Origin of the sequence: Pseudarthrobacter sp. efr-133-R2A-89 (assembly GCF_030209315.1) — a bacterium.
Taxonomy (GTDB): domain Bacteria; phylum Actinomycetota; class Actinomycetes; order Actinomycetales; family Micrococcaceae; genus Arthrobacter.
Map to the genome: position 1 here is coordinate 152,513 of NZ_JARVSE010000005.1, position 20,694 is coordinate 173,206.

Sequence of the window (20,694 nt, forward strand, 5' to 3'; positions counted from 1 at the left end):
CCCGTGATCTTCCTTGATGCCGCCGCCACCACGCCCGTCCGCCGCGAGGTGCTGGACGCCATGTGGCCGTACCTCGCCGGCGGGTTCGGGAACCCCTCCAGCCACCACACGCTCGGTGAGGCTGCGGCGGCGGCACTGGCCGGGGCACGGTCCGCCGTGGCCGCCGTCCTGGGCTGCCGTCCGGGGGAAGTGGTGTTCACCTCCGGCGGCACGGAAGCGGACAACCTTGCCGTCAAAGGAATTGCGCTGGCACGGCAGGCCGCCAACCCGCGACTGGACCGGGTGGTGATCAGCGCCGTCGAACACCCCGCCGTGGAGGAATCCGCCCGGTACCTGGAGCGGTTCCACGGGTTCGCGGTGGACGTGGTGCCGGTAGACAGGTCCGGCCTGGTCAGCCCGGATGCGCTCGCCGCGCTGCTCGGACCGGAAACAGCACTGGTCAGCGTCATGTACGCCAACAACGAGGTCGGTACCGTGCAGCCCATAACAGCCTTGGCGGAACTGGCCCGCGGCCAAGGCATCCCGTTCCACACCGATGCCGTCCAGGCGGCCGGCTGGCTGCCGCTGGACGCCAAGGCGCTGGGAGTGGACGCGATGAGCATCTCGGGGCACAAGCTGGGCGCTCCGAAAGGGTGCGGGATGCTCTACGTCCGCAGCCGCACCAGGCTCGAACCGGTGGTCCACGGCGGGGGACAAGAGCGCGGACGCCGCTCAGGCACGGAGAATGTGGCCGGTGCGGTGGGCTTGGCCACGGCGCTCACCCTGGCCCATGCGAGACAACAACAGCAACGGGAGAGAGTGGCCGCCTTGCGCGACCGGTTCATCGCAGCGGTGCTGGAAGCCGTGCCGGACGCCGTCCTCACCGGCCATCCCGCCGAACGGCTGCCGTCGGTGGCATCGTTCTGCTTCCCGGGCACCAGCGGCGAATCCGTCCTCCTGGAACTGGAACGCCGCGGAGTGGTGTGCTCCAGCGGGTCGGCCTGCGCCGCCGGCTCCGATGCCCCCTCGCCGGTCCTGACTGCCCTGGGATTCACCGCAGAGCTTGCCCAGACCGCTGTCCGCTTCAGTTTCGACTCATCCGTAACCCCGGAGGAACTGGAGGAGGCTGCCGAGGCGGTTCGGGCCGCCGTCGCCAGTGTCAAAAACCTCGGCGCAGGCCAGGGACGCTAGCGGATCCGTGCCATGGGGTCAGCGGTGCCGCGCACGGCGGAAGATCCAATGCCGCAGCATGCTGAACCGGACGGCGGTGGCCAGGAAGCCGGACAGGGTGGTTGCCACCAGTTCATCCCCCACGGTGGCGTCCGGGTTGATCCAGTGCAGCACGCCCAGGCTGCTGCCCGTGATCACCAGCGCCACGGCGATCACCACCAGGCCGTTGAGGTGATCGCGGGTCCGCCGTTGTCCACCGGCAATCTTGAACGTCAGCCGCCGGTTCAAGGCTGTATTCAACAGCGACGTGAGGACCAGGGCCACCGCGTTGGCCAACTGTGCGCCCAGCCACGGACGCAGCAGTGCGTACAGCCCAAGTGAGGCGGCGGTGCAGATGATGCCGACGCCGGTGAAGCGCAGCAGTTGCCGGATGACCGGGAAGCGGAGGACTCCGCGGTAGTGCCTGGTGGCGGGAAGACGGCGGGTTGGCGTCTCCTGGACGGCGGGGGCGGACGTACCGTCCCTCATGCGGTCCCACCGGGGGCGCTGTTGGCGCCGGGTACAGGGGACCGGCTGTCCAGCGGGAACAGGGCATGCTGCCGGCGCGTGGGGGAGCAAACCATGGTCAGTACAGCTCGCCTACGGGAATTTCCACTGCCAGCCGGTTGGACGGCCCGGGCAGCGGGCAGGCCCAAGCCTCGTTGTAGGCACAGGAGGGGTTGTAGGCAAAGTTGAAGTCGACAACGAACATGGCGTCCGGGCCGGTGCCCTGGACACCATGGAATGCGCCCTTGATGGTGTCCAGCAGGTAGCGTCCGGCCCCGTACGTTCCACCGGGCTGGCCGGCAGTCGCATCCCGGAACGGGACGAAGATACCGCCGCCATAGCCGTGGATCTTCCAGACCCCAAGTTGGCCCATCTCCGGTAGGTCGAACGTGCCCAGGCGCACGAAATTGACCACGCCGTCGGTACCGGTGTCCACGCTCATCTGCCGGCCGGCGCCTTCCTTGGTCAGCGGTACGTGGAACCGGTAGATCGGATCGTAGTCCGCCGTCTTCAACCCGGAGAAGCGTGCCTTGTCCGCTGCCGTGAGCGCGGACGCAGGGTGGGTGGCGAACATGAGGTCGCGTTGGTGGCGCCAGTACGAGTGCGCCTCGGCCGGGTCCTCCGCTGAGATCTTGCGGACATTGTCGTAGAGGGCAAAGGTCCTCAGCCGCCAGTCGGCGATGTCAAGGGCGGACATTTCCGCAGGATTCTCTTCGGCTGTGCCGTGCTGCTCTTCCGCCATAGCCTCCAGCCTAGTCCCCGGCCAAGGCAGGTAACGTCCGACGGCGACACGCAGGCCGGGTGCCCGGGTGGCGGAACCGGGCGGTGGCCCGGAAACACCTGCCGTGCCAGCCACGGAAGGCGGCGCGGCACGGTTAGGCTGGCTGCCATGAAAGGCAAGGCAATAATCACGGTTCTTTCCCGGATGTCCCTGGTGGCCGCCGCGCTCCTGCTGGCGGGCTGCTCGGGACCCCAGGCCGGCAGCGGACCGGGCTGGACGGCGCAGCCGGACGCCTCCGGATCCACCGGATCAGGGGCGGCAGCGGCCTCGCCGGGCGCGTCAGGCAGCGCCCCCGCTTCTGCGTCCGCCACCCCCTCCGAACCCCAGGGCGCCGCCACGGCGTCCTCCTGGAAGACCTTCTCGGACCCGGCGAAGACCGTGAGCTTCGACCTGCCGCAGGACTGGATCGCCCAGTCGGTGGCGCCGGAGGAAGGCGTACTCCCCGGCGGCCTGAAAATCGAGGTCAAGAAACCCGACGGGACGTACGTCGCCGCACTGCGGACGGGACTGCCGCCGTCTTCCGCCGCTTGCCCGGACAACGCCAGGCACCCCTACACGGTGATCAGCAGCGTGCCCTTCGACCTGGCCGCCCAGGGCGGGGACGGAACCATCCCGCCCCGGATGGTCTACCGGGTGATCCAGGGCTACCGCTACTTTGGCTCCTACGGCATCACCAACCTGGTGGGCGGAAGCGACGGGCAGGCGTGCGAGCTGCGCAACGTGGTGCGCGGACCGGCTGGCAAAGGAGACTACTCGTTTGGCGACGTGGTGTCGTTGAAGGCCTTCGCCCCGGACGAGAAAGTGGCACCGGCAATGCCGTTCGACACCCTTGCCCAGGCCGCGCAGTATGTCAACGACAGTTCCGACTTCGCCAACGTACAGCGGATGCTAATGTCGCTGAAGGTCAAAAACTAGTCCCGCTGCCCGCACTCACCCGGTGCCGGGGACCGCGACTTGCCGTCCGCCCCCAACACCCCCGGAGAGACATGGAACGCTCTGTTTCCGCACGCCTGGCCTTCAGGACCACCGCCCATACCAAAGTGGCCATGGCCATTGCCGCGGCGAGGAACAGCGGCTATTCGTCCTTTGAGGAATCCTTGTCCGTCACGGCCGGCGGTGCCGACGTGCCGCTCACGGAGGTGTCCGACCACCACGGCGGCCGGTTCCACTACATGGAGTTCGACGAACCCACCGAGGTCGCCGTGGAATACACCGCCACGGTGTCCGGACGCGCCGTTCCCGAGGAGGCGGAGCTGGCCGACCGGATTCGCTATGTCCGCCCCAGCCGCTACGCGGAATCCGACCGGCTGCTGCCCACCGCCTACGCCGAATTTGGCGGGATCCATGGGGCCGCCCTGCTGCATGCGGTCCGGAACTGGGTCAATGGCGAGCTGCGCTACATCAGCGGTTCCTCCCGGGGCACGGACGGGGCAGTCGAGACCCTGCTGAGCCGCCGCGGCGTCTGCCGGGACTTCGCGCACCTGGCCATCGCCCTGCTCCGTTCCAAGGACATCCCCGCCCGCCTTGCGGCCGTCTACGCCCCAGGCCTCAGCCCGATGGATTTCCATGCGGTGGCGGAAGCCTACGTGGCGGGTGCGTGGCATGTCATCGACCCCACGGGGCTTGCCCCGCGGGAATCGATGCTCCGGATCACCGCGGGCCGGGACTCGTCGGACACGGCGTTCCTTTCCACCGTGGGCGGCAGCCTGACCCTGACCCAGCTGCGCATCACGGCCGTGGTCAACGGCGAGTTGCCGGTTGAGGACCCGTCCCGGCTGGTGGCGCTGGGCTGACGCCGGACCTGCCGGCCCGGCGTCGGGATTAGCGTGGCAGGGGACCCAGGGAGGCCCGCAGCTTGTCGGTGAGCCGCCTGAGTTCCTTTTGCTCGGCCGTCGTCAGCGCGGGAGCCACCAGCGCGGAGATGTCCCGGACGTGCTCGCGGCCGATTTCCTTCTGCAGCTCCCGCCCTTCATCCGTGAGCTTGAGCAGCACTCCGCGGCCGTCTTGGGGAGCTGCCATCCTGGAAACCAGGCCGCGCTTCTCCAGCCTGTCCACCAGCCGGCTGAGGCTGGACTGGCTGAGCAGGACGTTGTCGTTGAGCTCGTTAAGCCGCAACCAGCCCGAAGGGCAGCGGGACAGCGTGAAGAGGACGTCGTATTCGTTCACGGCCAGCTTGCGGAACGCCGGCCCGGACTGCAGCTTGCGCATCACCGCAACCTGCGCCCGGAACAGCGACTCCCAGGTTTCGGCCGCCAGCCGGACCGGCGAGTCGGATCCTTGCGCGGCCATCATGCCTCCGAGGTGGCTTTTTCGGCGTCCTGGGCGGCCAGCAGCGCGGCGACCCGCCCGGCGTGGGTAGGCGGCTCGGGAACCTGTGCGGGCTTGAGTGCTGCATACTCCTTGCGCAGCGTGGGCAGGACTTCCTCGCCGAACAGGTCCAGCTGCTCCAGGACGGTCTTCAGCGGCAGGCCGGCGTGGTCGATCAGGAACAGCTGGCGCTGGTAGTCGCCGAAGTACTCGCGGAAGGTCAGGGTCTTCTCGATGACTTCCTGCGGGCTGCCCACGGTCAGCGGAGTCTGCGAGGTGAAGTCCTCCAGCGAAGGGCCGTGGCCATACACCGGAGCGTTGTCGAAGTATGGGCGGAACTCCTTTACGGCGTCCTGGGAGTTCTTCCGCATGAAGAACTGGCCGCCCAGTCCAACGATCGCCTGGTCTGCCGTGCCGTGGCCGTAGTGCTCGTAACGCTCGCGGTAGAGGCCGATCAGCTGCTGGTAGTGCTCCTTGGGCCAGAAGATGTTGTTGGCGAAGAAACCGTCACCGAAGTATGCGGCCACCTCTGCGATCTGCGGCGTCCGGATGGAGCCGTGCCACACGAACGGCGCCACACCGTCCAGCGGCCGGGGCGTGGACGTGAAGTTCTGCAGCGGGGTGCGGAACTTGCCGGACCAGTTCACGGTGTCCTCGTCCCAGAGCTTGCGCAGGAGGCTGTAGTTCTCGATGGCCAGCTCCACGCCGTCCTGGATGTTCTTGCCGAACCAGGGATAGACGGGGGCGGTGTTGCCCCGGCCCAGGACGAGGTCCACGCGTCCGTCGGACAGGTGCTGGAGCATGGCGAAGTCCTCGGCGATTTTCACGGGATCGTTCGTGGTGATCAGCGTGGTGGCGGTCGAGAGGATGATGCGGTTGGTCTGCGCTGCGATGTAGGCCAGCGTTGTGGTGGGGGAGGAGGAGAAGAAGGGCCGGTTGTGGTGCTCGCCCAGGGCGTAGACATCCATGCCGATCTCCTCGACCTTCTTGGCGATGGCCACCGAGGCCTTGATGCGTTCGTGCTCGGTGGGGGTGCGGCCCGTTGTGGGATCCGTGGTGATGTCACTGACGCTGAAAACACCGATCTGCATGATGTGCCTTTCCGTTACTGGACTTGCTGGCTTGGTTTAAGTGTAAACCAATTTAGATGCATTTGCATCTATCGCCTGCTGTAACGCCCCGGCACGGTGAATATTCCCGCGTGTGTTCGCAGGCGGGCCTCCAAAAGCTGATGCCCGCACCGCTGGGCGGTACGGGCATCAGGGAGAGGCGCTGTTGCTACTCGGCGCCGCCGGGGGCGGCGCGGCGGCCGCTGAGTTTGGGAATCTGGCCCGTGGTCCAGTCCTTGACACCGGCGTCGACGTCGGACCCCGGGCCGCGTTCAGGCCGGGCGTGGAGATCCTTCAGCAACGCCTTCTTCTCGCGGCGACCCTCCACCAGCCGGTACAGCACGGGCACCAGGATGAGGGTCAGCGCGGTGGAGGACACCAGGCCGCCGATGACCACCACGGCAAGCGGCTGCGAGATGAAACCGCCCCCGCCCGTGAGGCCCAGCGCCATGGGCGTCAGGGCAAAGACCGTGGCGAGTGCCGTCATCAGGATGGGCCGCAGGCGCTGCCGGGCACCGTTGGTGATGGCGTCCGCCACGTTCATGCCCGGCCGGCCGTCACGCGGCTGGCGGTACTGGTTGATCAGGTCGATCAGCACAATGGCATTGGTCACCACGATGCCCACCAGCATGAGCATGCCAATCAGCGACGGCAGGCCCAGCGGAACACCCGTAACCAGCAGCAGGGCCACGGCGCCGGTGGCCGCGAAGGGAACCGAGACCAACAGGATCAGCGGCTGGATAAGGGATTTGAAGGTGGCCACCATGATCACGTACACGATGGCAATCGCAGCCAGCAGGGCCAGGCCCAACTGCCGGAAGGAGTCCGCCTGCTGGGTGGTGGCGCCGCCGATCGTCGCAGTGACGCCGGCAGGCAGCTGGACGTCCGCCAGGCGCTTTTGGACCTCGGTGTTCACGGCACCCAGGTTGGATCCCGACGGCGTGATGGACACTTTGGCGGTGCGCTCACCGTTGCTGGCGGTGATGGAGACGGGGACGTCCACCTGCTCCACGGAGGCAATGCTTCCCAGCGTTACCGGTTTTCCGCCGGCCGGCAGCGGGATGCTCCGGACGGCGTCAATGCTGGTGAATTTGGTGCCCTGGCCGATCCGCACCGGGAAATCATTGGTGTCGATGCGGACCGTCCCCGCTGGGATGGGGCTGATGGTGGAAGCCAGGACCCCGGCCACCTGTTGCTCGTTCAGTCCTGCGGCCACCGCCTTTGCCCTGTCCACCTTCACCTGGACCACAGGGTTGCTGGCCGCCAGGTTGCTGGCCACCTCGCTGGTGCCGGGAACGCCGGACATGGCGGCAACCATGGTGTCGCTGGCGGACTGGAGGTCGGCACTGGTGGCGGCCTTCAGCGTAATGTCCACGGTGGACGAGGTGCCGAAGCCGCCCTGCTGGGTGCCCACGGAGATCTTGCCGGAATCAGGCACCTTGGCCAGTTCGGTCCGGACGGTGTCCTGGAGCCGTTCCTGGTTGGCCTTTTCGTCAGTGACCACAGTGAACGTGGAGTTTGAGGATCCGGTGGAGGTGAGCGCGGCGAACCCGGCCTGCGCATTGCCCGACGTCACCTGGACGTCCTTGATGCCGTCGATGCCGCGCAGGACCTCCTCGAGCCGGATGGCGGCGGCGCTGGTGTCGGCGAGGCTGGTTCCGGCAGGCAGCACCTGGCGCACGGTCAGGCTGTTCTGTCCCGAGTTCCCCAGCAGGTTGGTTGCCAGCAGGGGCGTCATGGCGCCCGTGGCACCGAGTACCAGGACGGCCGCCACCAGGGTGATGACCGGGTGTTTCTGGGTGGACCGGAGGATGGGCAGGTAGCCGCGCTGCAGGCGGCTGCGCTGCTCGGCGTCGTGCGCCTTTGCTGTGGCTTCCGCGGCAATCCGGCGCGCCTCGGCGGAACCGGCCGGTGCTCCTTCCGGGGCGCCCTTGGGATTTCTGAGGAACCAGAAGGCGAGTACCGGAACGATGGTCAGGGACACCAGCAGCGACGCCAGCAGCGCCATGGTGACGGTCAGGGCGAACGGCCGGAACAGTTCACCGGCCAGATCGCCGACGAAGGCAATCGGCAGGAATACGGCCACCGTCGTCAGCGTGGAGGCCGTGATGGCGCCGGCCACTTCCCTGATGGCGGTGAGGATCGCCGTCGACTTTTCTTCGCCGTAGCTGAGGTGCCTTTTGATGTTTTCGATGACCACGATCGAGTCGTCCACCACGCGTCCGATCGCGATGGTGAGCGCACCGAGGGTCAGGATGTTCAGCGAATAGCCCGTGCCTGAAAGGCCGATGAACGTGATGAGCAGCGACAGCGGGATCGAGACGGCGGTGACGAGCGTGGAGCGGGCCGACATCAGGAACAGCAGGATGACCCCCACCGCGAATCCCAGCCCCAGCAGGCCTTCCGTGGTGAGGTCCTTGATGGACTTTTCGATGAACGGTGCCTGGTCAAAGACAGGTGTGAACTTTGCGTTCGAGCCCAGCTCCGCCTGGAGATCCTGCAGGGAGTCCCGCACCGCGTGGGAAATCCCCACTGTGTCGCCCTCGGGTTTCTTGGTGACCGAAACGGCCAGGGTCTCGGCCCCGTTGGTGCGGGTGATGGAGGTGCGTTCGTCGTCCTTGAGCGAGACGTCAGCCACCGAGCCGACGGTCGCAGCGTTCTTCGCCCCGGCCAGCGGAAGGGCCTTGATGGCGTCAAGGGAATCCACCGGGCTGCCGATCTGCAGTGAGAGGGTCTTTCCCTGGTCCTCGAGGGTTCCGGCCGGGACCAGGGCTCCGTTGTTGGAAAGGGCGTCCTTTATCGCGGTCACGCCCACGCCCGCGGCGGCGAGAGCATCGGTGCGTGGCAGGATCTCGATGTGCTGGGACGCGCCGCCGGTCACGTCGGCGCTGCGGACGCCGTCGATCTTCTGCAGCCGGGGCACGGTCAGGCGCTGCAGGTCGGCGTTCAGGTCACTCAGGGACTTGTCCGAGGACACCGCGAGGAACACGATGGGGAAGTCGCTGATGCTCCCGGCGATGGCCTGTGGCTGGACATCGCTGGGAAGCGTCCGTTTGGCGTTGGAGATCGCGCGGTCGATCTGGTTCCGGGCCCGGTCAAGGTTGGAACCATAGGTGAACACCAGGGTGATCTGCGAGACGCCGGTGCGTGACGTGGAGGAGGTGGATTCCAGCCCCTCCACGCCGTTCAGCGCCTTCTCCAGCGGGCCGCTGACCTGCTTGTCCACCACCTCCGGCGACGCGCCCGGCATGGAGCTGAGCACGGTGATCTGCGGGAACTCAATAGACGGGATGAGCTCCTGCTTCAGCGAGGACATGGTGATCACGCCGAAAACCGAGGCAAAGACGGTGATCAGCGCGATCAGGGCCCTGTTGGCAAGGGAAAGGTGCGCCAGCCGGAACATGGATGCCCTCCTGGGGGTTTAGTGACTGGTACATGCCCTGGGTGCCAGCCGCTGGCCCCGGCAGGGTCAATGGCTGGCGGAAACGCTCTCCAGCTGGAGGGACTTGGCCGTGGCCCGTTCCAGCTCCGCGGCCAGGTCCGGATTTTCATCCAGCTTGACCCCGTAACCGGGCATCATGTCCTTGAGCTTGGACTGCCAGCCCTTGAAATTCCGGGGGAACGTCTTCTGCAGCAGTTCAATCATGATGGGGACAGCGGTGGAGGCTCCGGGCGAGGCGCCCAGGAGCGCACCGATGGAGCCGTCGCGGCCGGCGATCACTTCGGTTCCGAACTGAAGGATGCCGCCCTTTTGCGGATCTTTCTTGATGATCTGCACACGCTGTCCGGCGGTGATAAGTTCCCAGTCGCCGCCCTTTGCCTCGGGGTAGTACTCGCGAAGGGCTTCGACCTTCTGGTCGTGCCGCTTTGCCACTTCCTTGACCAGGTAGGCGGTGAGGTCCATGTTGTCCTTGGCCACGGCGAGCATCGGGATGATGTTGCCCGGGCGGATGGACAGCGGCAGGTCCAGGTAGGAGCCGTTCTTCAGGAAGTTCGTGGAGAAGCCGGCGTAGGGTCCGAACAGGAGCGAGCGCTTGCCGTTGACGTAGCGGGTGTCCAGGTGCGGCACGGACATGGGCGGGGCACCAACCGAGGCCTGGCCGTATACCTTTGCGCTGTGCTGGGCGGCGATGGTCTCGTCCGTGCAGCGGAAGAACTGCCCGGAGACGGGGAAGCCGCCGTAACCCTTGCTTTCGGGGATGCCCGAGGCCTGCAGGAGGTGCAGCGCACCGCCGCCGGCGCCGACGAAGACGAACTTGGCGTGGATCTTGCCGTGCTCCCCGGAACGCGGGTGCTTCAGCGTCAGGTCCCAGCCGCCGTCGGACGCGCGGGAGATGCCGGTGACGTCGTGGCCATAGCTGATTTCGACGCCGTTGTTCCCCAGGTAGCCGGTGAGCTCACGGGTCAACGCCCCGAAGTCGACGTCGGTTCCTTCAGCTGCCCGGGTGGCGGCGACGCGCTGCTTGGGGTCGCGGCCCTTGACGATCAGCGGCGCCCACTTGGCAATCTGTGCGTGGTCCTCGGAGTACTCCATGGACCGGAACAGGGTGTGCGGCTTCAAGGCCTCGTAGCGCGTCTTCAGGAACCGGGTGTGGTCCTCGCCGATCACGAAGCTCATGTGCGGGACGGTGTTGATGAAGCCCTTGGGGGAGCCGATCAGGTTGTTGTCCACCAAGTGGGACCAGAACTGGCGGGAAAGCTGGAACTGTTCATTGATGAGCAGCGCCTTGTTGGGGCTTACCGAGCCGTCTTTGGCTGCGGGGGAGTAGTTCAGTTCGCAGAGGGCCGCGTGGCCCGTTCCCGCGTTGTTCCAAGGATCTGAGCTCTCGAGCCCCGGCTGGTCCAGCCGTTCGAACAGCGAGATGGTCCAGTCCGGCTCCAGCTGCTTGAGGAATGCCCCCAGCGTCGCGCTCATGATGCCGCCGCCTATCAGGACAACGTCGGCATGTGGGGTCTTGGAAATGAAAGTCACGATCAGTCTCCGATTGCAGCGGCTCTGGCTGTCACAGAATATCCCCGGGCAGCCGACATACTGAAATTGGACCGGCCCGTCAAGGCTTTAGTTGGACCTTCGTAAAAACTTCATTTAAGACCGGGGACGCCGGGTAGCTCAGGACCCGGTCTGACAGGGCAAGGGCGGAGATGGGAAAGGCGATGGGAACGGCCGGAACCGTAGCTGCGATCTGGGAGTTGATGGTGTGATACAAGTCATCGCGCTCCTTGCCGTCCGGCAGGCCGCGGGCCCTGTTGATTTTCGAGAATACCTGCGGATCCTGGTACCCGAATTCGCCGTTCTTCTCGCCGAACAGCGGGCCGACAAAGTTGTCGGCGTCCGAGTACGAGCCGTTCCAGCCGAGGATGTGCAGGGCGTGGTCGCCGGGGGACTGGACTTTCTGGAGGTAGCCATCGGCCCAGTCGACCGGGACGGGCCGGATGTTGAAGCCGGCGGCGGTGAGCTGGCGGCTGAGCTCGGCGTAGACCTTTTCGGGGGTCGGGAGGTAGGGCCGGGTGACGTTCAGGGGATAGTAGAACTTGAGTTCCTCGCCCGCGTAGCCGGCGTCCTTGAGGTAGCTCTTGGCCTTTTCCGGGTCATGGCCCAGTTCCGGAGCATCGTTGTTGAATCCGCTGATTTTGGGCGGGACGAACTGCGTGGCTTTGGCGGTGTTGTCGATGAAGAACTTCCGGATCAGGGTTTCCTTATCGATCGCAAGCTCCACCGCCTGCCGGATCTTTTGGTTTTGCAGCACCGGGACGTCCTGGTTCATGCCCACGTACATCACGGAGAACGGGTCGCGCTGGACGATCTGCTTGCCTCGCTTGACCAGCTGGTCGAAGTTCCCGACGGTCACGGCGTCGTAGCCGTCGATCTTTCCGTCCAGAAGCGCCTGGAGGCGGGTTTGCGGGTAGTTGTAGGCCAGGAAGTTGATGGTGGCGATCTGTCCGCGGTCGCCCCAGTAGGTCTTGTTGCTGGACAGGGTCACGTTGTCGCTGCCCCAGGCGGCGAGTGTGAAGGGGCCGGTGCCCACCGGGTTGGTGGCGAAAACGGACAAGGCCTGGCCGCCGCGGTTTTGGTCCAGCACGTCGGCTTTGCCGGCAGCGAGGGCGGCGGGGGAGGCCATCGCGAATGCGGGCAGTGTCAATGCCTGCAGGAACGCGGTGAAGCGCTGGGTGAGGTCGATCTGCACGGTGTCCGCGGCCACCGCGGTGCAGCTCTTGAAGATTGAGAGGCCGGCTTCGTCCGAGTGGGCCTTGAAGACCCCCTTGAAGGAACTGCCCGGTGCCTGCTTCCGCAGTTCGGCGGGGAAGGCGAACCAGCGGTTGAAATTGGTGCAGACGGCGTCGGCGTTGAACGGGGTGCCGTCCTGGAAGGTCACGCCGGTACGGAGCTTGAAGGTGTAGGTGCGGCCCTCGTTGGATTCATTCCATTCGGTGGCCAGCAGGGGCGTCGGCTTTCCCGTGGTCTGGTCAACTCCCACGAGGCCCTCCATGATTTGCCGCGTGATGCGCTGGGACTCGACGTCGTTGGACAACGCCGGGTCAAGGCCCAGTGGCTGGGCGGCGGTTCCGAAGCTGAAGGTGGCTTCCGGTTCCGCGGGCGTGGAGTTGTTCTGGCCGGGCGTGGGGGAGGGGGCCGGCGTGCCTGTGCATGATGTCACGCCCAGCGCCATGAGGACGGCGCCGGCCTTGAGGGCAGTCCGCCGCGATGTACTGCTGGGCACTCGTTTATCACCTCTGGATCCTGCCGGCTCCGCCGTTTGCGGGCCGGGATCCAGTCTAAGGGACACGACCTGGACGCTGCCCGGACCCGGACACGCCAATGCCGGGCCCCTGGAAAACCAGTGGAACCCGGCTTGGTCGAAGAACGCCTGTTGCCTGTGAGGGCTACTTGGGCATCAGGACGGAGTCGATCAGGTAGACCGTGGCGTTCTTGGTCTTGACGCCGCCGCAGATGACGTTGGCGTTGTCCACCTTGAGGTTGTTGCCGCTGCCGGTGACGGTGACGGAGCCGCCCTCGACGGTGGCGTGGGTGCCGGCGATCTTGTCAGGGGTGATCTGGCCGGGAACAACGTGGTAGGTCAGGATCTTGCTCAGCAGGGCATCGTCCGTCTTAAGGGTGTCGATGGTGGCGGCGTCAATCTTCTTGAAGGCGTCATCCACCGGTGCGAAGACAGTGAATTCGCCGCCGTTGAGGGTGTCCACCAGGTTGACCTTGGGGTTGAGCTTGCCGGACACCGATGCGGTCAGCGTGGTGAGGATGGGGTTGTTGGATGCGGCGACGGCCACCGGATCCAGGGCCATGCCGGCTACGGAGCCCGCGCCTGTGGGAACCTGCTGGGCGTAGGCGGCGCAGCCCGGGCCGACCAGGTTTGCTGCCGGGTCCATGCTGCCGGCCGAGGAGCTGGCCATCGCGCTGGACGACGGTGAGGCCATGCTGGAGCTGGGGGCGGAGGACATCGGCGCCGAAGATGCCGAGGACCCGGAGGTGCTGCCCGAACCGCCACACGCGGTGAGGCTGAGCAGAGCGGCCGCTGCAACGCCTGCGACGGTGAAAGTGGTGCGCTTGAAGGTCTGCATTTCAGTACTCCTTGGATCGTTGAGCCTGCTGCCCTTGGAACGGTGCCCGTGGCTTGCAGTCTGACTTTGGGGTAAGCACCTGCCCTTGGCTGGTGTCTCAATGGCTATTCGGCCGGTGGGCGGAAGTGGATGGGTGGATCCGTGGAGTTTTTCTATTCGGGGCATGAACTGGCAGCAGGGGGCCGGCTTAAAGCAAAGGATCCCCCGGCCGAAGCCGGGGGATCCGCGGTGTGCGCAAGGGGGGACTTGAACCCCCACGCCCGAAGGCACAGGAACCTAAATCCTGCGTGTCTGCCAATTTCACCACTCGCGCGCAGGCTTCCCGACAGGAACGCAAGGCGTTCGACGGCGGGATGCCAGTGTCCATTGTAGCGTCGCGCCGGCGGGGTGGTCCGGCAGGTGCGGCGTGGTCAGGCGTCCAGGTTGAGGTCCCGCCGCAGCTTGGCCACATGTCCGGTTGCGCGGACGTTGTACTGTGCGAGGGAGACCGTGCCGTCGGGATCCACCACGATGGTGGAGCGGATCAGGCCCTGGTACGTCTTGCCGTAGTTCTTCTTTTCGCCCCAGGCGCCGTAGGCCTCGGCCACTGCGTGGTCTTCATCGGAGAGCAGGGGGAACGTCAGGGCTTCATTTGCCGCAAATTTTGCCAGTTTCCCGACGGGGTCCGGCGAAATGCCCAGGACGTCGTATCCGGAGGCCTGCAGGGAGGCAAGGCTGTCACGGAAGTCGCAGGCTTCCTTGGTGCACCCGGGCGTGGACGCTGCCGGATAGAAGTAGACAATGGTGGAGCGGCCGGATGCCGGGTCCAGGCTGACCTCCTTCCCGTGTGAGTCCTGCAAGGTGAAGGCGGGTGCTTTGTCGCCGGTAACGAGTCTTTCAGCCATTGTTTTTCTCCTTGTTGCGGGCGGGACACAACAGCCTAGTAAGCGGGTGGGGCGAGTGCTAATCGGCACTTGGTTATACTGGCTGCTATGCCTGATATGGATCACTGGCCCACAGGGCGCCTCCTGTCCACTGCTGCGCGCCTCGTTGAACACTCTTGGAACGAAAAACTTGGCGCCATCGGACTCACGCACGCCGGTGTCATCGCCATCGAAGTGCTGGCTGCGCAAGGGCCCATGACCCAGGCCCAACTCGCCCAGTACGTCCGCGTCCAGGCCCAGACCATGGGCAAGACGCTCAGCCGGCTTGAGTCCCACGGCCATATCGCCCGGGTGCGGAGCACCTCGGACCGCAGGAGCCACGTGGTCTCGCTGACCGAGCGTGGCAAGGAAGCGGTAGCCCAGGCAGTGGAGATGGAGCGTTCGGTGTTGGCTTCCTCTTCGATCGACCCCGAGGTCCTGCGCCAGGAGCTCAAGGCTGTAGTACGTGAACTCGCCAGCCAGTTCGCGACGACGCCGAGCAACGCCTCTGCGCTGGTGGACTCGAACAAGTAACCGGCTTTTCAAAACGCCATTGAAGCGTGGCCCCGGCGAGGAATTCCGGGGCCACGCTTTTTTGTGTCCGGCGGCCACACTGTTAGGTGCGCGCGCACCACATATGGGTCTTCATCAGCGGCCGCCGGTGAGGGGGCTACAGCCCTGCCGGAAAGGTGAACGTGGCGGGGACCGGAGTTGGCGCCGCGCCGTGGAACAGGACGACCTCGTCGTGGGCTTTTAGGACCACATCGGCGATCTTCCCGTCGCGCGGAACGCCGTTGACGGCCACGCTCCAGCCGTCCTGGGCGGAGTGTGGCGTTCCGGGCGTGGGGTCGGTGCCGTCCAGGACACCCCATTCGGTGAGGAACTGCCCGAGCGTGTAGGTGGCGCCGGCGGTTGGTGCTTCGATGTGGATGATTCCGGATTTGTCATGGCTGTGCAGCGCGGAGATCCCGTTGGGCTGGCCGGCCGGGGTGAAGCTGAAGCCGATGTCCGCCGGGACGGCGACCGGCTTGCCGTCCACGAGGACGTCCAAGTGCGCATGGAAGTGCTCTGCAGCGCCTTCGGCGTTGAGGACCTGCAGACCGGCGGCCTTGATCCGGTCAGCGCTGCCCTGTGGCTTCAGTTCCCATCCGGTGGATGCCGCGGCGGAGGCTGCCGGGGAGGACGCGGTGGTCGGAGCTGACGTGCCGGGCGTGGACACGGCGGTGCCGGGGCCGGGGGTGACGGTCGCGGAGCATCCTGCGACTGCCAGGGTGATGCCGGCGAGGGCGGCAGTGACGGCGAGCTGTTTTTTCAACTGAGACTACTTTCAATGAGGAAACGGGTACCCCGGTCAGGTGTGCGGGTACCCCGGGTCCCGGCTTGCAGCCCGGGCAGGCCGCGGTCGCACCCTGACAGGACATCATGGCAACCTGCAAGAAGACCAGCCACAGCTTCGCCCGGCCTGCCGATCTCGTCCTGCAGCGTGTCGGGTTCGCCGGAGCAGGGTTTCGACTACCTCCGGGAAGCCAACAGGCAGATTATGGGGAAATGGAGGTGAACCACCAGGTCGCCGTCCGGCAAACCAGTAGTCGTCGTCAAAGCTATAACGGTTGAAGAGGTCCCGAGCCGTTCTCGTTATGGAACTGGCGTGCCGACGTGTAGGGCAGTCATAGCCGCACCGCTGCGGGTTGGGCCGACAGGAGGCGCCCAACCAGTGTTATCCCCACAGTGGCACTTCCGTTGCAAGCGCAAAACGAAACCCCGCCTTTACGTGGCCTCTCGGCCAGTAAAGACGGGGTTTCTTTGGTGCACCCCCCGGGACTTGAACCCGGAACCCATTGATTAAGAGTCAATTGCTCTGCCAATTGAGCTAGAGGTGCATCTTCTTTGCTTCAACCTTTCGGGCTTTTTCTTTCCCGTTGATCTCCGCAACGACATGAAACTCTACACGAACTTCCGGTGCAAGTGAAATCGGCGCCCACGAAGGAGATGCCGTCACCGCTGCAGCCCCAAAACCAGCACGAAATCAGGGTTTTCGTTGTTCGTCATCAGCCACAACCCGCCGTTCGGGTCGCGAATCACGTCCCTGATCCGTCCGTACATTCCTGTGAAATAGGCCACAGGACTTCCTGCCTCGGTGCCGTGGAGGGTGACGGCCCACAGTTGCTCCCCGCGAAGCGCACCCAGGTACGCGGTGCCGCCGGCTATTTCCAGGCCGCTGGGCGATGATTCACCGGTGGCCGGCCGTACGGCCTTTGCATCCTGGAATTCCGGCCGGTGGGGTGCGCCCGTCACTTCGGGCCAGCCGTAGTTGGCGCCGGAAGAATCAGGTTGAGCTCGTCATTGATGTCGGGACCAAATTCACTGGCCCACAGCCTGCCCTCGCCGTCCCAGGCCAACCCCTGGACGTTCCGGTGTCCCAGGCTGTAGACGGCATTGCCGAACGGGTTCCCTGGCGCCGGACTGCCGTCCGGGGCGAGCCGGAGGATCTTGCCGCCCAGGACGACCGGATCCTGGGGCTGTTCCCGGCGCTGGGCGTCGCCGGTGCCAACATAGAGGAAGCTGTCCGGGCCGAACCGGATCCTCCCGCCATTGTGCGTCGTTGCTTTCGGTATGCCGGCAAAGACGGTTTGCGGTGGACCGGGGGAGAGTGCGCCGTCGGCGTCCCCTTTGGAGCGTCAGCCGGACCACCCGGTTGTCCTCCGGCCCCGTCACGTACGCGTACATGTAGTGGTCAACGTCAAAATGCGGTGACAGCGCCAGGCCCAGCAGGCCGCCTTCGCCGCCGGGCACCACTCCCGGGACCTTGCCCACGGTGGTGGCCTGTCCGTCGCGGACCGCCTTCAACAACGCCGTTCCACGCTCGGAGATGATGGCCGTGCCGTCCTGAAGGAAGATGGCCGCCCAGGGGACGGCCAGCTTCAGTTCCAGCTTTTCCTGCACCTCGGGTACGGAGACGGGCGGATTGGCCGTGGTGCCGGCCCCGCTGCCAGGCGTTGGGGCGGGCGAGCCGGTTCACGCTGCCAGCAGGAAGAGCAGGCATGCCGCCCAGCTGGGGCGTGGTGCCGTGCGGCGGACCGTCTTTGGGCTAGAGCCGCTTGCGGCGCGGAGCGCGGAAACCTGCAGCCTCGGCGTGCGCGGCAGACTCAAACCAGACGTCCGCCCGGATTTGCTCATGGTCGGGATGTCCTTCTTCGTAGTAGACCATCGCGGCGGCGTCTCCCTTGACGCTGTAGTCCGCCGGACCGCTTCCGTCGGCGGCCGGCGATGCCGAGCCTGCCCCGTACGGTTCCTCTGCCGCAAGGTGCCCGGCTGGTTCTCCCGCCGCTTCGCTGTGCCCCGGGGCGACGTCGTGGTGGCCTGATGCTTCCTCCGCCGGGGCCGAGGCCTCCGCATGGTCCGTCGCTTCGGCCGCTGCTGTCTCTTCCCCGGCGGCCGTCTCGGCGCCGGGCAGCGTCGGGGCGTGGGGTGCGGTGTATTCGTCATGATGGACGACAGACTGGACAGTCTGGGCAGGTGCGGGGGAGCTGTGCGCCCGGGATTCCTGCCGCCCGGCGCCGTCGTCCGCCGCGTCGGCCCCGGCCCCTGCGGCGGGCGGGGCTGCCTGTGACGCTGCGGCCGTTGCCGCTGCATCATTGGTGGCTGGCGGTGCGGGCCGTGACCCGGACGGCCCGGCCTCCGACCACTGGGTTTCCCACTCGGCTTCATCCTGCAGCCTGCGCTCCTCTTCCCGGCCGACGGCGCCGGGAGAAGCCGTGCCGTCATTGGCGCCGGAAGGGCCCTGGACCGGGTTGTCGGTGGCCTCGGCAGCCGCGGGTGCCGCCGTCCGTGGCGTCGCCGACGAATCCGCCGGTTCCTCAGCCGTTGGCGGGGCTTCCGGTTCGGCGGCGCGGCCGAAGCCCGCTGCCGTGGGTATCCCGGTGGTCGCGGCAGCCTCGGCCGAAGCCGCGGCGCTGCCTCCCTCCAGGGCGCCATCCGACCTGATGGCGGAGGCGCCAGGAGCACTGGCCGACTTGTTGCGGTTCAGCAGCCACCAAACGACTGCCGCGACAACAACGATGAGAATGATCCAGAAAAGAATGTCCATGGCAGGCCTTTCGATCCGGGCGGCGGGGGTGTCCTGTCCCCGACGCTACGTCGGGCAGGCACTGCTGTCCAGAGAAGCCGCAGGCCGCAGGCAGGCGTCCTACCCGGTCGCAAGGTTGGCCGGCCGGAGCCTCGAACACCCGCGACGTCTCATTATGTGAGACACAAGTCCACTATTTGGCCAATTTTTGCCGTCATTTCACCAGAAAGCTGATTTGACGGTCGTCCGGCCGCGGTGCGCGCCCTAGACTTTCCCCTATGAGTGACGCCCAGACCGCAACCGAGAACACGCCTGATATCAAGCCCCGCAGCCGCGTCGTCACCGATGGGATCCATGCGGCGCCCGCGCGCGGCATGTTCCGGGCTGTCGGCATGGGCGATGACGACTTCGCCAAGCCCCAGATTGGCGTGGCGAGCTCGTGGAACGAGATCACTCCCTGCAACCTGTCCCTGAACCGCCTCGCGCAGGGCGCCAAGGAAGGCGTCCACGCAGGCGGCGGATTCCCCATGCAGTTCGGCACCATTTCGGTTTCGGACGGCATTTCAATGGGCCACGAGGGAATGCACTTCTCCCTGGTCTCCCGCGAAGTCATCGCCGACTCCGTGGAGACCGTCATGCAGGCGGAGCGGATCGACGGTTCGGTCCTGCTGGCCGGCTGCGACAAGTCCCTGCCCGGCATGCTCATGGCGGCCGCCCGCCTGGACCTGGCCAGCGTCTTCCTTTACGCCGGTTCCATCATGCCCGGCTGGGTGAAGCTCGAGGACGGCTCCGAAAAGGAAGTCACCCTCATCGACGCCTTCGAAGCGGTGGGTGCCTGCGCCGCGGGCAAGATGAGCATGGAAGACCTCACCCGGATCGAAAAGGCCATCTGCCCAGGCGAAGGCGCCTGCGGCGGCATGTACACGGCCAACACCATGGCCTGCATCGGCGAGGCCCTGGGCATGTCCCTCCCCGGCTCGGCCGCCCCGCCCTCGGCAGACCGCCGTCGTGATGAATTTGCCCGCAAGTCCGGCGAAGCCGTGGTCAACCTGCTGCGCCTGGGCATCACCGCCCGCGACATCATGACCAAGAAAGCCTTCGAAAACGCCATCGCCGTCACCATGGCGTTCGGCGGCTCCACCAACGCCGTCCTTCACCTGCTGGCCATCGCACGCGAAGCCGAGGTGGAGCTGACCCTCGACGACTTCAACCGAATCGGCGACCGGATCCCGCACCTGGGCGACCTCAAGCCATTTGGCCGCTACGTCATGACCGACGTCGACCGGATCGGCGGCGTGCCCGTCATCATGAAGGCCCTGCTCGACGCCGGCCTGCTGCACGGCGACTGCCTCACCGTTACCGGCAAGACCGTCGCCGAAAACCTCGACGCGATCAACCCGCCGGACGTTGACGGCAAGATCCTGCGCGCCCTGGACAACCCGATCCATAAAACCGGCGGCATCACCATCCTGCACGGCTCAATGGCTCCGGAAGGCGCCGTCGTCAAGAGCGCCGGCTTCGACGCCGACGTCTTCGAGGGCTCAGCCCGGGTCTTCGAGCGTGAAAAGGGGGCGCTGGACGCGCTTGACAACGGCGAGATCAAGGCCGGCGACGTGGTGGTCATCCGGTACGAAGGTCCCAAGGGCGGCCCCGGCATGCGGGAAATGCTGGCGATCACCGGCGCCATCAAGGGTGCCGGCCTCGGCAAGGACGTCCTGCTGCTGACGGACGGCCGCTTCTCCGGCGGGACCACCGGCTTGTGCATCGGCCACGTTGCGCCGGAAGCGGTCGACGGCGGCCCGATCGCCTTCGTCAAGGACGGCGACCGGATCAGGGTGGACATCGCCGCGCGCACGTTCGACCTGCTGGTGGACGATGCGGAACTTGAAGCCCGCAAAGTGGGCTGGGAGCCGCTTCCGGCCCGCTACACCAAGGGAGTGCTCGCCAAGTACGCCAAGCTGGTACACAGTGCCAGCCAAGGTGCCTACACCGGCTGACCTTCGATTTCGGCTGGTCCTTCCGCGATAGGATCAAAGAGTGGACAGTGTTGTCCACATGGTGAGATAGGGTTGTTGCTCGTTGACACCCATCACACCAGAGGGAAAACTGAACGCATGACTTTCGTTACCGGCATCGTCGTCGTCCTTACCAAGCGCGTGGCACATTAGCCCTGGTAACGAACCGTCACGCGCGAACCCCTCACAGAGCCACCAGGCTGAGGGGTTTTTTTATTTCCCGCCTTTCCAGTCACATTCCAAC

16 protein-coding genes, 2 tRNA genes and 1 pseudogene are annotated in these 20,694 nt (G+C 66.1%); 5 read left to right on the forward strand and 14 right to left on the reverse strand.

Annotation, left to right across the window (positions count from 1 at the left end):
* The first annotated feature begins 3 nt into the window (after positions 1 to 3).
* A complete protein-coding gene (locus QRM95_RS09905; protein ID WP_285247599.1) occupies positions 4 to 1,170 on the forward strand; it encodes a cysteine desulfurase family protein in 1,167 nt (388 codons plus the stop codon).
* 18 nt (positions 1,171 to 1,188) lie between these two features.
* On the opposite strand, the gene QRM95_RS09910 is transcribed toward QRM95_RS09905, so the two are convergent.
* Together QRM95_RS09910 and QRM95_RS09915 are read right to left on the reverse strand one after the other, a co-directional pair.
* A complete protein-coding gene (locus QRM95_RS09910; protein WP_285247600.1) occupies positions 1,189 to 1,677 on the reverse strand; it encodes a GtrA family protein in 489 nt (162 codons plus the stop codon).
* Positions 1,678 to 1,774: 97 nt separating this feature from the next.
* Positions 1,775 to 2,437: a DUF1684 domain-containing protein gene (locus tag QRM95_RS09915; protein WP_285247601.1), complete on the reverse strand. Its 663-nt coding sequence runs from the start codon at positions 2,435 to 2,437 to the stop codon at positions 1,775 to 1,777.
* Between the two features lie 147 nt (positions 2,438 to 2,584).
* Here QRM95_RS09915 and QRM95_RS09920 point away from each other — a divergent pair, with 147 nt between their 5' ends.
* Both QRM95_RS09920 and QRM95_RS09925 read left to right on the forward strand, forming a co-directional pair.
* Positions 2,585 to 3,391, forward strand: a complete 807-nt coding sequence (locus QRM95_RS09920; protein WP_285247602.1) for a hypothetical protein — start codon at positions 2,585 to 2,587, stop codon at positions 3,389 to 3,391.
* A 71-nt stretch (positions 3,392 to 3,462) separates the two neighbouring features.
* Positions 3,463 to 4,269, forward strand: coding sequence for a transglutaminase-like domain-containing protein (locus QRM95_RS09925; RefSeq protein WP_285247603.1), 807 nt, complete (start codon positions 3,463 to 3,465; stop codon positions 4,267 to 4,269).
* 28 nt (positions 4,270 to 4,297) lie between these two features.
* On the opposite strand, the gene QRM95_RS09930 is transcribed toward QRM95_RS09925, so the two are convergent.
* From QRM95_RS09930 to bcp, 8 genes are all read right to left on the reverse strand, one after another.
* Entirely contained in the window at positions 4,298 to 4,765 is a 468-nt protein-coding gene (locus QRM95_RS09930; RefSeq protein WP_285247604.1) for a MarR family winged helix-turn-helix transcriptional regulator, read from the reverse strand.
* Positions 4,765 to 5,874 (reverse strand): LLM class flavin-dependent oxidoreductase, encoded by a 1,110-nt coding sequence (locus tag QRM95_RS09935; protein WP_285247605.1) that lies wholly within the window; start codon positions 5,872 to 5,874, stop codon positions 4,765 to 4,767. Before QRM95_RS09935 ends, QRM95_RS09930 begins: the two co-directional genes overlap by 1 nt.
* 187 nt (positions 5,875 to 6,061) lie before the next feature.
* Positions 6,062 to 9,295 (reverse strand): efflux RND transporter permease subunit, encoded by a 3,234-nt coding sequence (locus QRM95_RS09940; protein WP_285247606.1) that lies wholly within the window; start codon positions 9,293 to 9,295, stop codon positions 6,062 to 6,064.
* A gap of 66 nt (positions 9,296 to 9,361) precedes the next feature.
* Positions 9,362 to 10,864, reverse strand: a complete 1,503-nt coding sequence (locus QRM95_RS09945; RefSeq protein WP_285247607.1) for a malate:quinone oxidoreductase — start codon at positions 10,862 to 10,864, stop codon at positions 9,362 to 9,364.
* Positions 10,865 to 10,943: 79 nt separating this feature from the next.
* A complete protein-coding gene (locus tag QRM95_RS09950; RefSeq protein WP_285247608.1) occupies positions 10,944 to 12,611 on the reverse strand; it encodes an ABC transporter substrate-binding protein in 1,668 nt (555 codons plus the stop codon).
* Positions 12,612 to 12,774: 163 nt separating this feature from the next.
* Positions 12,775 to 13,467 (reverse strand): fasciclin domain-containing protein, encoded by a 693-nt coding sequence (locus tag QRM95_RS09955; RefSeq protein WP_109045029.1) that lies wholly within the window; start codon positions 13,465 to 13,467, stop codon positions 12,775 to 12,777.
* Between the two features lie 231 nt (positions 13,468 to 13,698).
* Positions 13,699 to 13,780, reverse strand: a tRNA-Leu gene (locus tag QRM95_RS09960).
* Positions 13,781 to 13,877: 97 nt separating this feature from the next.
* Complete coding sequence (gene bcp, locus QRM95_RS09965) at positions 13,878 to 14,351, reverse strand: thioredoxin-dependent thiol peroxidase (RefSeq protein WP_285247609.1); 474 nt, start codon at positions 14,349 to 14,351, stop codon at positions 13,878 to 13,880.
* 96 nt (positions 14,352 to 14,447) lie between these two features.
* On the opposite strand from bcp, the gene QRM95_RS09970 reads away from it, so the two are divergent.
* Entirely contained in the window at positions 14,448 to 14,903 is a 456-nt protein-coding gene (locus tag QRM95_RS09970; protein ID WP_285247757.1) for a MarR family winged helix-turn-helix transcriptional regulator, read from the forward strand.
* A gap of 136 nt (positions 14,904 to 15,039) precedes the next feature.
* Here the strand turns inward: QRM95_RS09970 and QRM95_RS09975 are convergent, their stop codons facing one another.
* The 4 genes and pseudogenes from QRM95_RS09975 to QRM95_RS09995 form a co-directional block, all read right to left on the reverse strand.
* Positions 15,040 to 15,684 (reverse strand): hypothetical protein, encoded by a 645-nt coding sequence (locus tag QRM95_RS09975; RefSeq protein ID WP_285247610.1) that lies wholly within the window; start codon positions 15,682 to 15,684, stop codon positions 15,040 to 15,042.
* A 489-nt stretch (positions 15,685 to 16,173) separates the two neighbouring features.
* Positions 16,174 to 16,249: transfer RNA gene (locus QRM95_RS09980), tRNA-Lys, on the reverse strand.
* 115 nt (positions 16,250 to 16,364) lie between these two features.
* Positions 16,365 to 17,312 (reverse strand): annotated as a pseudogene (locus QRM95_RS09985) (PQQ-dependent sugar dehydrogenase).
* Between the two features lie 145 nt (positions 17,313 to 17,457).
* Positions 17,458 to 18,456, reverse strand: a complete 999-nt coding sequence (locus QRM95_RS09995) for a sunset domain-containing protein (RefSeq protein WP_285247611.1) — start codon at positions 18,454 to 18,456, stop codon at positions 17,458 to 17,460.
* Between the two features lie 257 nt (positions 18,457 to 18,713).
* Here QRM95_RS09995 and ilvD point away from each other — a divergent pair, with 257 nt between their 5' ends.
* Entirely contained in the window at positions 18,714 to 20,432 is a 1,719-nt protein-coding gene (gene ilvD / locus QRM95_RS10000; RefSeq protein ID WP_285247612.1) for a dihydroxy-acid dehydratase, read from the forward strand.
* Positions 20,433 to 20,694 lie beyond the last annotated feature (262 nt).